Genomic DNA, 13,381 nt, shown 5'->3' with positions numbered 1-13,381 from the left:
ATCCGATCTCGACGCTCACAGTACTCGGCATGAATCAATCGGCACGGGAGATCGAACGTGATCGGGCCTGTCCAGTAATCGGCTCTGTCGCAGAAACGGTGGTGACTGATCGTGATGTCAGCCGAGCAGGATCCGGTGGCGTAGCAGCCGGAAGCCGGCTCGTCCGTACATCTGTCGTTTGATCATTTTTGTCTTGTTGTTGACGCCTTCGGTGCCGCCGTTGTGATGCGGGAGGGTGAGTCCGGCGTTGACGGCGGCGCGGTCCTGGTCGAGGCCGGTGCAGAAGCTGTGGAGGTGGGGCAGGTTCGCCTCGCGGGCCACGGTGATCCAGGAGTCGAGGCCTTCGGCATTGTCGGGGTCGGGTTTGAGCAGGGCGGCGAAGTCACGGACGGAGGTGGCGAGGATGGTCATCTCCGTGCAGCTGGAGCTGAGCTGGCCGGCCAGCTCACGGTCGGCGTCGGAGAGCTTGTCGGGGTTGCTGAGCAGGAGCCGGGTGACGCGCTTGGCGGAAATCGTGGGCCGGTCGGCCTCGACTCTGCCCTGGTTGATGTAGCGGTAGAGGAGGTTCTGGCTGCCGGTATACCCGAGTTCCTTGATCTCGGTCAGGAGCGTCTGCACCGGGACGGCCGGTTCCTCGGCACGCCGGGTACGAAGGTGGTCGCGGTAGGGGTCGACCAGGGTAGGCCGGTATTGCGGGGCGCGCCGCATGCGCTCGGGTTCGCTGGCACGCGCGTAGCGTTTGACCGTGTTCAGCGACAGGTGCAGGCGGCGGGCGGTCTCCAGCAGGCCGACACCGGCATCGATCAGGTCATGGACGTGTCTCCATCGTTGCAGCGTGGTGGTCGCGCGCTTGCCGTCCTGCAACGGTGGCCCGTGCTTGGCCCAGCAGGAACTGTGAGCACCGACCTCCTTGCGGACGGCCTCGCCCAGGCCGTTCCACAGATGCCAGCGATCACTGACCTGCACCGCGTCCGGGAGCGCGTCACGGATGGCCTGGGCGTAGGTCGTCGAGCCGTCGCGGCACACGATCTCCACCCCGGGATGGGCGCGCAGCCATGCGGTCAAGGTTTCAGCCTTGCGGTCGGGCAGCACGTCGATACGCTGATTCGTCTCCACGTTGATCAAGATCGTGGCGTAGGAGGCGCTCTTGCGCAGGGCGAAGTCGTCAACGCCCAGAACCCGCGGTGCGGCGGCCAGCGGCAGAGGCAACGCCAGCAGCAGGCGTAGCGCCGTGAACCGCGTGAGCGGGATGGCCATCACCTGCTAACGTGCGCGCGGCGGCACGCCCGGCTAACTCCTTGACCACCGCGGCGACCTGCGTGGCCAGGCGGACGGTTCGGCGTTGGTAGCGCCGCAGCAGCCCAGGAATCTGCTCGCGAAAGGTTCTCCTGCAGCCTGCGGTCGCGCACACCAGGCGACGCACGCGCACCTCAAGAACGACGGGGCGGGCGTCAACAGGGACATCGGCAACGATGCGCTGGTGATAGCCGTGCACCCTACTCGTCGTGATGCCACAGTCCGGGCAGGCACCTGGATGATCTGGGGTCTGCACGCGTAGCCGTATCGCACGGTCCTCATCGGCTACATCCTGGACGATCAGCGGCGACAACCCTGCAAACACCGTGCTCACCAGCGCCGTGGCATCGATCATCGCTCACTGTGACATCTACAGACGATCAGTCACCACCGTTTCTGCGACAGAGCCGTTTCTGCGACAGAGCCGATTACTGGACAGGCCCCACGTTCACGTTCGCCGTCGATCAGGTGCGCTACAGCGCGGACTCGACGTTGCAGGTGACGCTGACCGATCCCGGGCCTGCCAGCGGGAGCGCAGAAGTTAGAGTGCTTGAACTGTGACTGGAAGGTCGCCACCGAGGCATTGAAAGGCAATAGGGGATGACCCAAGAGGCCTTGTCCGATCCGCGCCGGCACCCGAGATTCGGTCTCTGCTATTACAGTTACTCGTATTGATCGCTAAATTTGTGGTGCCATGGAGGGTAATCGACACTGAGAGAGGAACTATGGCATACCAGCTTGTGCGGTGGGACATCGATGGGGGCTCGGTGGTGATAGAAACCCAGGATGACGAGATCGGCGGCTGGGCGCCGGCGTCGCCCTTCGGGCTTGGCGTCGTCCATGACGCGAAAGTCCGCTTCCAGGACGCGCTCGTTCACGTGCGCGACGCCGCATCCGTCGCGTTGCAGACCTTCCGTGACATTCCCGCAGGCCCTGACGAGGTGGAGATCGAGTTCGGGGTCAAGCTGGGCACCGAGGCCGGCGCAGTGATCGCCAAGACGGCGCTTGAGGGCCATCTGACCGTCAAGCTCAAGTGGTCGGGACAGAGCCCTGGTGATTCACCCCGCTAGGCCGGCCAATGTGTGGCGCGCCCGTATCGATGGGATATGGGACCAGTCCCGGCAAACGCTCGGAGCAGGATTCCTGGTTGCCCCCAACTTGGTGCTCACCTGTGCCCATGTGGTCAGCGAGCCGGGACAGACGCTGAGGGTGAGCTTCACCCAGGCTGACCGGCATGATTTGCTGGAGATCCCCGCGACCGTGTACGCCAAGGGTCCGTGGCGCCGCAGGAACGATCCAGGTGATGTGGCCGTCCTCAGGCTGGAGCGCGAGGTCGACCTGGCGCCGGCCCACCTACTGCCATCGCCGAGCACCACGACAGGGCAGAGCGCGCACGGCTTCCCCTTGGATCAAGGGGAAGCGGGCGCACCATTGTCGCTCGCGCCGATCTCCACCGAACTGATCGGGGAATGGTGGCACCTGACGGCGGCCACGCCGTATGCGGAGGTGCCCAGGCGGGGTTTCAGCGGTGCGGCGGTCTACGACGAGACCACCGGGTCCGTCATAGGCATGATCACCGATTACTCGGAGAGCCTCAACAGGCTGACCGGCCGCATGCTACCGATCACCACTATCCGCAGACACTGGGAAGAGCTGGACGACCTGCTCGACATTGCGTGGCTGCCGGCGCTAGAGCGGCGTGAACTGCGTGAGATCGTCCATGACGCGGCCCTAGCCAAGGGAACAGACCTGCGGCTGTTGGTGGCTCAGACCTTCCCGGGAATGGGCGGCCACCGCGATTTCCGCTCGGCATGGGACGCGATCCGCTATGTAGGCGAAGAATTGCCCGGCGACGACCGCATGAGCCGATTCCTTCCCAAGGTCACCGCAGTGCTGGACGACGCGGCCACGCAGGGCAGGTTGAAGGGCTGGATCAACCGGCACCTGCAGGTCCGAGCACAGCCGTCGGCGAAGGAGACCTCGGTCATCGTCCGGCTCGATCCGGTCAGAGACGGCTATGATCTGAGTCTGTCCACCTTGGTGGACGGCGAGCCCTACCCGGGAATGAACCCGATGGTCATCAGCAGGCCGGAGTTGCGCGCCCGGGTCGAGGAGGGGTTCGCAGCGGTGCGCATGGACGTCGCAGGCACTGAACCGATGATCGAGTTCGTGTTGCCGCAGTCGATGCTGAATGAACCCGTGGACGAGTGGGATTTCGCGAAAGACACACCGCTGGTCGGCTATAAGGTGGTCGTTCGCTACGCCGACCGGCTGATCGCCCTGGACAAGTGGGATCCTTGGATTGTCCGCTCCAGAAACCTGCGCCAGGAGCCCAGGAACTCACCGGAGTTGGTTGGATGCCTCGGCGACGACCCGAAACGGGTTTATCTGCGACTGCTGCTGCGTAAGAAGAACTGCGTACTCGTCCATGCGGCCCAGCCCGACGATGCACTCCTCAGTTCGGAACTGCATGCCGGCCTGCCTGTGATGGTCTGGCCCCGCGCGCGGTGCACTGAGCCGGATCACGGCACGTGTACGGCGCATCTCCGCCACGAACAGCTCGCCCATCTGATCGGCGAGGTGCATGCTGATGAAATTCCCGAACTGGTGCGCGTCTTGCGCCTGGAGGCCGCGTTGGAGGATTCCGGACAGCCGGCCTGCGGCCTGACGCTGCTTTGGGACGACCCGAGGCGGATGCCCGACCCGCCTGCGTACATGCCTGAAAGGGAATGACATGTCGGACTGGCACATCTATAGCGGTGTCCCCGGCGCCCTCGGCGACATCTCCCGGCTCCCCACCCCTCCCAGGTGGCGTGATTTCAATGGCGGCCCGCCGCTCAGTCCGCCCGAACACGTCCCAGAGGGCCTGGACCACGACCATCAGGCGGCCAGTTACCGCCCGGACCCTTCGGCCGTCGAGCAGGTCAACGCCGCCCTCTACTTGCGCAGGCCGCTGCTGGTCACCGGGCGACCCGGAACGGGAAAGTCCACCCTGGCCTACGCGGTGGCTCGCGAACTGGGCATCGGGCCAGTGCTCTACTGGCCGATCACCAGCAGATCCACGCTCAAGGACGGCCTGTACCAGTACGACCCGCTCACCCGCCTGTACGCCGCAGGCCGGACCGCCGATCCGGACGACATCGGCCGTTACATCCGGCTAGGCCCGCTGGGAACCGCATTGCTGCCCTACACCCGCCCCCGGGTGCTACTGATCGACGAAATAGACAAAAGCGATATAGACCTGCCTAACGACCTGCTCACCGTGTTCGAGAAAGGCGAGTACGAGATCTTCGAGCTGGCCCGGACAGATGCCGGCCCCAGCACGGTCACCACCGCCGGTAACGAGCCCGTGCAGATCTCAGGTGGTCTGGTCAGGTGCCATGCCTTCCCGCTGGTGGTGCTGACCAGCAACGGCGAGCGCGAGTTCCCGCCAGCGTTCTTGCGCCGATGTGTTCAGCTGGAGCTGCACGAACCGGACGCGAACAAGCTCAGGGAGATCATCGAAGCGCACCTGGGAGATCTCGCGGAGAACAGCGACGACCTGATCAACCTGTTCCTGACCCGTAAAAATCTCGGCCAGCTCGCCACCGACCAGCTGCTGCACGCTGTCTACCTGACCAACGAGGCGGCCAAGAAGGGCGCCGTGGACCGTAGGGCACTGGCTGAACGGATCATGCCCTTCCTGGGCGGACCGCCTGATGGCAGATGACCACCCCGCCGAGGCGCTCGACCCGCGGGCTCGTCAGCTGAAGGCCGACAAGCGGGCGCAGGCTCTCCATGAGCTACGGCGAAAGCTGCGCGCCGTCGACCCCGATCTGACGACCAGGGACATCGCCGAGGCATTGTGGTTGGCCTGCCACGTCACCCCCGAACGTGCTCCGGAGGCACCCGAAGCCTCTCGCGACGAGCCTGGGCGACTACCTCGGCACCCGGTGGCGCGGCACGACTCCCCGCCGCAGGCGAAGCCCGCCGTACCGGAGCAGGGTTCCGCTGCTCTGCACGCCGCCGGGGATGGCGGGAAGAGCGGCGCACAAGCGGGCGATCTGGTCGTTCCCCTGGCGCCCATGCTCGGCAACGTGCTGGCGATCCAGCGCGCGCTTCGCCCTCTCAAACGGCGCCGCCCCTCGCCTGTGCGCCGCGTGCTGGACGAACGCATCACGGCCGAGCGGATCGCCGACACCGGCCTATGGGTGCCGGCGATGTCAGGAGTACCGGAGCGGTGGCTGGACCTGGTGCTGGTGGTGGACACAGGCCCGTCCATGAGGATGTGGCGACCGTTGGCGGGCGAGCTGCGGGATGGTCTCGTCCGGCTCGGGGCTTTCCGTGACGTGCGGGTCCACTATCTGTCCGGCGAAGGGGTGAGCCAGCGCCCCGGTGGTCCCGCCGCGCAGGCACGAACCTTGCTGGACCCCGCGAGACAGCGGATCATCCTCGTGCTCAGCGACTGCTCGGGAAAGCACTGGTGGAACGGCCACGCACCGGCGATGCTGCGCGAGTGGGCGCTGTCTGGTCCTACCGCCGTCCTACAACCCCTGCCCGAGCGCATGTGGCGGCGCACCGCCATGGCCGCCGTCCCAGGTACGGCCAGGCCGTTCCAGCCGTTCGCCGCCAACTCCGGGCTGGGTTTCCTCCCCCGCGACGGAGCCATCCGGTCTGACGCGGTGCCGGTGCCCATTCTGGAGCTCAATCCGTCGTGGCTGGGTGACTGGGCCAAGCTCCTGGCCGGCTCGGCAGCCACGGGACTGACTGTCTCCTGTGCCCAGATCAGCGTCAGACGACATTTCGCCGCCGAACGGGTCGAGCGCGAGAGCGCCCTGCCCGTCGCCGACAGAGTTCGCCGCTTTCGGGTCGCGGCCTCACCGGAAGCAGCCCGGCTCGCCGCTTACCTTGCGACCGCCAGCCCTTCGCTGGCCGTCATGCGCCTCGTCCAGCGGACCATGCTGCCGCGCTCGAACCCGGCTGTCCTGGCTGAGGTGCTCCTCAGTGGCTTGCTGCAGCCGGTGAGCGATGACCGTTTCGTGTTCGTGGATCACGCGAGGGAAGCACTGCTCACGAGCCTGCCGAGGACGGAGTCATGGAACACGATCCGGGTGCTCCGGCAGGTATCGGCCGAGATCGAACGCCGAGCGGGACTCTCGTCCGAGACGTTCACCGCGTGGCGGTCCAGCGGGGCCGGCGGCGGGCGAATCGAGTCGGACGACGCCCCCTTCGCAGTGATCAGCCCTGAGGCCGTCCGCCTGCTTGACAACCTCGCCATCCCGTTGCGTTCCGATCCCTCCCCGGTGACACGGCATGGCGCCGGCGCCGCGAAGAAGTCCGGCGAGCGGCTGTTGCTGGCCAAGCCCGGAGCGCATGTGTTGTTGGTGGGCTCCGGGACGTTTCCGCCGAGCTCTCAACTGCCCAGCGTGCCGGCCGTGGAGACGACCATCGGCGACCTAGGAAGCTGCCTCGTCGATCACACGGGGCTCGATCCTTCGCGACTTACTCTCCTGATGGACCCTGCGAGCCCCGGAGAACTCGCCGCAACGCTGGATTCCGTCGCGAGCCAAGCGAATGACGCACTTCTGATCTACTACGTGGGCCACGGCCTGGTGGATGCTTACGGTGAGCTCAACTTGGCCACTCAGGCCACCAGCGACCTGTCCCAGGGCTCCAGCCGGTACCAGGCGCTCCCGTACGAGGAATTGCACCGGATCGTGGGCTCCAGCAGGGCAGAGCTGGTGATCATGGTCCTGGACTGCACATTCGCCGGTCGAGCGCTGTCGCATGCCAGGCGCGGCATGTACCTGCTGGCCTCCGCCAGCCGGGACTCCCTCGCATGGGCTCCTGCGGGTGAGCGGCACACCGCCTTTTCAGGCGCCTTGATCAGGCTGCTGGCACAGGGGGATCCCGGTGGGCCTCCGCTGCTGACGCTGGACTACGTCTACCGATCCCTGACGCGGAGCCTCGTTGAACGAGGCTTGCCCAGACCTCTACGGCTTGCCACCGATCTCGCGGATCTGGCCCCACTGGCTCCGAATCCCGCCCTCCGAGCACCCGCCGCCCGCCTACCGGCTCTCGTTGATGGGGAGGTCACCTGGAATCCCTACCGCGGGCTGGCTCCCTTCGGCGTGGAGGACGCGCCGTATTTCTTCGGACGGGAGCAGCTCACCGCGTTTCTGGTCCAGCGCGTTCTCGATCAGTTCTCCGCAGGAGCACCGCTGCTCGTGGTCGGACCTTCGGGGTGTGGCAAGTCGTCCTTGCTCAGGGCCGGTCTGATACCGGCCCTTACTTCGGCTCTTCCCAGTAGCCCCATCCTTTTCCGACCGGGCGCGCATCCTGTCGCCGAACTGGCCAGGCAACTGGGACTCGACTCTCAGCACGATCTCCACCGATCACCGGAGCTGCTCCGCGCCCATGCGCTCCCGCCACGTCAAGTCATCATCATCGACCAGTTCGAAGAGGTGTTCCTAAGCCCTGATACTCAGGAACTCCAGGCCTTCCTACGTCTCGTCCAAGACTTGTGCGCAGAATCGCGCGACACAGCAGTGGTAATCGCACTGCGAGCAGACTTCCTGGGTCACTGTGCTTCGTACCCGGAGCTTGTTCCCGCGTTGAAACACATCGAGGTTGTCACCTCGATGAGCTCGGCGGAACTCCGTGAGGCCATCGCAGGACCTGCCCGCGTCGCCGGTCTCGAACTGCAGGACGGGTTGGTTGACGTACTGCTCAGCGATCTCGGCATTGATCTAACGACAGCCGGGCCATCGGTTCTGCCCTTCCTTTCATGGGCCCTGTCGGCCATCTGGCAACGGCGGGAGGGCCGCGTCCTGACGCTCCGTGCCTATCAAGCCAGCGGCGGCCTTGGCGGGGGCCTGGCCCAGGCCGCCGAGGACACGCTGAACACCCTGGATCCTGCAGGTCAGCAATTAGCTAAGAGCATGCTTCTGCGTCTGGTGTACCTCGACGAGGGTCATGAGGATACACGGCGTAGAGTGGACCTCGCCGAACTGCTGCCGAATCCTAAGTCGCAGGAATACGAGCTGGCCAGGCAGGTCATCGGACATTTCGTCGACGCTCGCCTGGTGGTCGTGGACCACAACGGCGCCGAGATCGCCCATGAAGCGTTGATCCGGTCCTGGCCCCGGATTCGCGCGTGGATCGATCAGGATCGTACAACTCTGCTGGCGTGGCGGAAGTTGTCGGAGGATGCGCGGGAGTGGGAGCAGCATGGGCGCGACTCCTCATACCTGTACCGAGGCAGCCGCCTGGCGGCAGCGCGCGAGACCTTCCGTGATCGAGAGGACCAGATCACGCCGAATCAGGCAGCCTTCTTGGATGCTTCCGAGAAATGGAGCCGCCGTCGCTTCTGGCAACGGTGACCCTGAGGGCCAGGGATGCATTCTTCTCACAGCGACTGAACCATAAAGTGAGGGGAAATCGCACCGGTGATGCAGGGGAGTATCTCTTGCACGAGAAACTGTCATCGATCTATGACAACGTCCTGCACCGCAACCCGACCGCTACCGCAGCCTGTGGGTGCCGAAAATCACGTCCGACGGCCCCACCTGCAAGTCTTTGACAAGCAAAGATCATCTCTTAAGCGGACGCTCAAGCGATGTTGTGCAGTCGCTCAATCGAATTGAGCGACTGCACAAGCCATTTTGAGCGATCGCTTAGACGGTCACCTTAAGATCCGCGTGTCCGCCAATAGCTGCAGGTCACCATATGAGTCGAGTATTCGAGCCCCACAGGACCGGAACACCGCCAGCAACGCGGCCAGCGAGGGTAACGTGCCATCTGGGAGCATCGGCGGATTCACCTTCTACCAGGGTGTTACAGACACCGCCGATGCTCCTCCGGCATCTCCATATCCGCCCCGCAGACCAGCGAAGGCACGCAGAACCATCCCCCTCGCCACATACATGACGATCAGGAAAAACTGCGAAACACGAGGGGTGGGAAGCGTCACTCTGCGAACCAGTTCTGCGCAGCGGCCAGATCTGCCAACGGAGGCAATCCGTGACCGGTGGATTTGCGATGTTCGGCCACAGCAACCCATCGGAAGGGGTAGCTGCTCGGCTCTTGCAGGATCTGCGCCGCCAAGTCTTCTCGGACGCATTCGACGACCCGCGGTTCGAGCAAGAGGTCGTCCTGGGCCGGGATCAGGGGAACCACAGTTGGTCCGAGGGCTCGCAACACCGTCAGATATTCAGCGATCGGTGCGTTCGGTATTTGGTAGGCCAGTGTCTTATAGACAGGCCACGATGCTTCCCCAAAGCTCGCCATCTGCGTGAGTTGTTGCGTACTGAATCGGTAGATGTCATGATCGCCCGCGGGTTCGCTGAGGTGATGAGCAATTAGCAGAAGGCAAGCCGGGGACACGGCCGTGGTGATAGGCAATATTTCTATCGGGAGACGCCGTGCGGTCCCCCAGATGCCCAGGCGACTCGAACTGCCAAGCAGGGCCGAGACCAACTCAGCGGACAGACCGACGACAATGTCGTCGAGGTGGGCGAGACAGGCCTTGACCACCGTGGGGTCGGCGACGCTGATCAAGGCCAGCGCCCATGTCGCGCGACTGAGCGGGTCACCGTGCTCGGCAAGCTGCATCAGCCACCAGTTGGTGTCCCGACGCGCCCCGCGCAGGCTCTGGAGAAGATAGCCGTAGTCGGGATCCGCGCCGAGGCAGGCGGAGCCGCTGTCGCGGTCACCGCCGGTCGTCCAGCGCCGGTCGGAACTCGCCGCGCCGATGACAGCGATCTCGGCGGCCAGCCAGCATGGGCCGAAGATTTGTTTGATGGCGCGCGCGGTGTTTCCCCACGGCGAGGTCGTTCCATTCTGCCATTTGCTGAATTTACTGGCATTCTGGAGCTGACTCATGCGCACATCACGCTGTCTGAGACGTCGCCAGGCGTCGGTGCGTCGGCCGGCCGCAGGCGGCGTGAGAGGTGGCGAGGCCGCTGCAGATAGCAGAGGATCGCGGGCCATCGCCAAAAAGTGCTGGGGCGCCAGGGCGCAGAGTAGGTCGGCGGCGTGTCCCTGCGCGCCGGCGGTGAACTGGTCCGAGCACAGGCCATTCAACACGCTTTCGACCATTCGCCGCTCCACCACCGATCCCGGCGGTGGATTCACTCCTGCGGCCAGCGCCGACACCACATCTCCCGGAGCGTTAAGGGTCAACCTCTCGATCTGACCGCCACTCAGATGGCGACCGCCGCTGACCGGTATCGCTAGACGTAGCCACGCGGGCTCAGTACTCGTGCCGAGGGCAGCGTCGATGTGCGGTCTCCACCATGTGTCGAAGGCCGAGTCCATATCCAGCCATGCCACAACGCGCATGCGCTCAGCTGACAAGGGCCCGTCGGGGTTGCTGGCCACCTGGGCGCAGAGAGCATCGGTTAGTGCGATTCCGCCGTAGTCGGCCGATAGCCTTGGTAGGTCTTCGTTGGTATCGATGGCGACAGCAAGCAGCCGAACGGCCAGATCATCAGCGAACAAGACGGCGGCGCGCCGTTGCGTTTTCGGCCGCGCGGCGAAGACGCCGTCTGTCAGCAACGTCCATGCCGCTTGCCACACATGGCCAGCTCGACCGACACCCTCGAGCAATTCCTCGAGGCCTTCGGCCAGGCCCGGGAGCTCGTTGGCTGTTGCGAAGCCGGCATAAAAGCGGGCAGTATTCAACCAATAAGGGCGGCTCAGCAAATGCTGCAATAGCGTGGAGCGCTGTGTTTCATGCCCACGGGTAGCGGCGTAATCGTAAAGGTAACGCGCCGCGAAATACTCCCGGACCGATTGCACGTCAAACTCGAAGGTGCCTTGCGCCTTGCTGGCCAGCGCCCACACACGGTCGGTGACGCCAGTGAACAGATCGTCAGCAAGGGTAACGTCCTTGCCGACATCGAAAAGGTAGCCGTTGATTGCCTTCTTGATGTCTTTGATCGACAGACCCGGCTCTGTTGCGTTGCGTTCAGCCCTGCTCTGTAGATGCCAGCCTAAAAATGCTGTCACCTCTTCAAGATTGGGCCGATGCTGGCGCACCAAGGCGCTCTTTTCGGTCTCTCGATCTAGGAAGGTCTCCATGTAGGAGCTGTATAGGTCGGTGCGATTGTCCGGGACTGCTTCACCGCGCTTGTGCATCAGGTACAGCAGGATCGTCAGATGCATCGGGTTGCTGGCCAGCTGCGTAATATGGGGTTCACTGGAGCGCTCATCGAAGATACGTTGTAGCGCTCGGCGCGCCGCTCCTCTAATGCCACGGGCATCAGACCACTTGCGCAGATACGACACGCGCAGGTCGTTGCCCAATTTGACTAGGGACAAGATCTGAAAGGTTTCGGTGGACGGTTCGGCAAGCTCCATGGCGCTCGGTCGAGTGGTCACAACCAATTGAGGGGCCGTGGAACTCGTCGTCAGCCTGGCGGCAAACTGGCTGATTTCGGTTACTAGCCGGCTGCGCGCTGCCGACTGCGCCACCTCATCCAGCCCATCCAGCACGAGCAGGAGCGGAAACCGCTCCACGATCTCGTGGACCATCTCCACTGTCACCTGCATACCGCCACTGCATCGCTGCAACAGGTAAACCAAGAACTGCTCGAAGGACGACTGCTCGCGCCTGCGCCGCCGTCCACGGACCGGGCGATCGTCGGCGGACAGTGGATCCTCGCCTGCAACCCAAGCGCTGTAGGTGGTCAGATCGGCGCGCACGGCCAAGCGCGGCCGGGTCACCGTAAAGCGTTGGTCCATGCCTGTTGCGAGGTCTGCCTCGCGTCCTAGGTAAGCGGCGCGGTGTACCTGGCATAGAAACTGGCCCAGTGTCGACTTACCCTGCCCGGGCTCGCCCCGAACCAGAGTGAACGGGTGACGCGCTGCCAGCAGGTAGGCCACGGCGCCGCCGACCTGCTGCGGTACAGATCTATCGCCGCGACGCCCGAAGGTGATCGGCACGCTGACCCCACGATTGATGGGTTCGGAGATCTCTTCTGCCTCCACGTCGACGAACAGCTTCAGCAGATCGTGGGAATCGAGATCGACCTGCTTGAACTTAACCTTCTCGTCCTCGTGCCACTGCGTGGCCATGACCTTCAGCAACAGCGCCCGCAGGCGTTTCTCTCCCGCCTGCAGTCGGTCGTCCTCGATCAAGCACCGCACCAGATCGGGGCCGGCCAACATGTCGGAGTAGGCGAACTTAAGATCTTTGGGAGCCGCGTCGATACGAGCATCGAGGTCAGCCTCCCACCAGCACGTCATGGGGATACCGAAGTTCATGGAGTGCTCGGCGAGCCGTTCCTCCAACTGGTCCATCGAACCGCGGCGCGGTTGGCTTGTCCCTGCGACGGATGTGAGCAGGACATACTGCGACGCCCCTTCAGCGACCAGGCGTCGAATGTTATCCGCCTCCCCCCGGATAGCCGCATCCAGCCAGGCCACAGGGCTCTTCACAGCTCGATCGTTGGCCCATTTGACCTGGTACACGATGCTGCCACGGCTAGAGTCGCGGCGCACAGCGTCGCGCCCCCCGTCGCGCTGCCCGACTGGAAAACACGTGACGTCCGGGAACACGTGAGCGAGCAATGCTCCGCACAACTGCTGAAAACGCTTTTCACCCAGCCGCTCATACAGGTACTTCCACGAGCCCCTACTGTCTCCGACCGCCACTGCTCCGTACCCCTCCTCTAGGCGATCTTTCAGCGCGAACCAGTTCCTTCACTCAACCGGACACAGCGATCTGGCGGCATCACTGACGTATCAGGTGTGAACTTGCAGAACTTGACGCCGCTACAACAGCTTAGAGATGTGGATCATTGCCGTGAAGCGGTCGAGGTGGGCACGCTCCGGCACGGCATCCAATGCCGCGGCCACCTCGACCAGCAGGGTGTGCCCAGTCGCAGGGTGGAGTCTAACGCCAGCGTCAGGAAGGTGGCCCTCTCAAAACTCTCGTCACTTTGACGAGAGCGGCGGGCTCCGTCGGCCACACCTTGGCAGGCGCCTGTTAGCGGTCATGTGGAAACGGCTCTGGCACAAAGATCGTGATGCGGTCACATTGAGTGAGCTATGCCAGCAGGACGCGCTTGCGGAGTAGGTCAAGGTTCGCGCGGCCGAACAT

Annotated in this window: 5 protein-coding genes and 1 pseudogene; 4 read left to right on the top strand and 2 right to left on the bottom strand. The window is 64.2% G+C overall.

All coding sequences use genetic code 11. From position 1 onward, the window contains the following. Window positions 1-117 precede the first annotated feature (117 nt). Window positions 118-1,651: pseudogene (locus tag ACWD0F_RS47605) on the bottom strand (ISL3 family transposase). A 385-nt stretch (window positions 1,652-2,036) separates the two neighbouring features. Here ACWD0F_RS47605 and ACWD0F_RS47600 point away from each other — a divergent pair. Genes ACWD0F_RS47600 through ACWD0F_RS47585 form a run of 4 tightly spaced genes read left to right on the top strand, consistent with a single transcriptional unit; the run spans window position 2,037 to window position 8,657 of the window. Beyond that, window positions 2,037-2,366 carry a CU044_2847 family protein gene (locus tag ACWD0F_RS47600; protein ID WP_449889102.1) on the top strand — a complete coding sequence of 110 codons (330 nt, stop codon included), beginning with the start codon at window positions 2,037-2,039 and terminating at the stop codon, window positions 2,364-2,366. Further along, window positions 2,350-4,029 carry a VMAP-C domain-containing protein gene (locus tag ACWD0F_RS47595; protein WP_449889100.1) on the top strand — a complete coding sequence of 560 codons (1,680 nt, stop codon included), beginning with the start codon at window positions 2,350-2,352 and terminating at the stop codon, window positions 4,027-4,029. The genes ACWD0F_RS47600 and ACWD0F_RS47595 overlap by 17 nt, the downstream gene beginning before the upstream one ends. Window position 4,030: 1 nt before the next feature. Next, entirely contained in the window at window positions 4,031-5,005 is a 975-nt protein-coding gene (locus ACWD0F_RS47590) for an AAA family ATPase (protein WP_449889099.1), read from the top strand. Further along, window positions 4,995-8,657, top strand: a complete 3,663-nt coding sequence (locus ACWD0F_RS47585) for a caspase, EACC1-associated type (protein ID WP_449889097.1) — start codon at window positions 4,995-4,997, stop codon at window positions 8,655-8,657. Before ACWD0F_RS47590 ends, ACWD0F_RS47585 begins: the two co-directional genes overlap by 11 nt. A 586-nt stretch (window positions 8,658-9,243) precedes the next feature. Here ACWD0F_RS47585 and ACWD0F_RS47580 read toward each other — a convergent pair. Continuing rightward, the gene (locus ACWD0F_RS47580) at window positions 9,244-12,933 is read right to left on the bottom strand and encodes an NACHT domain-containing protein (protein ID WP_449889095.1); all 3,690 of its coding nucleotides are present in this window, start codon (window positions 12,931-12,933) and stop codon (window positions 9,244-9,246) included. Window positions 12,934-13,381 lie beyond the last annotated feature (448 nt).

It is taken from the genome of Nonomuraea sp. NPDC002799, assembly GCF_053592075.1.
Note: the sequence above shows the minus strand (reverse complement) of the source record. Positions and strands in the feature narration are given on the sequence as shown.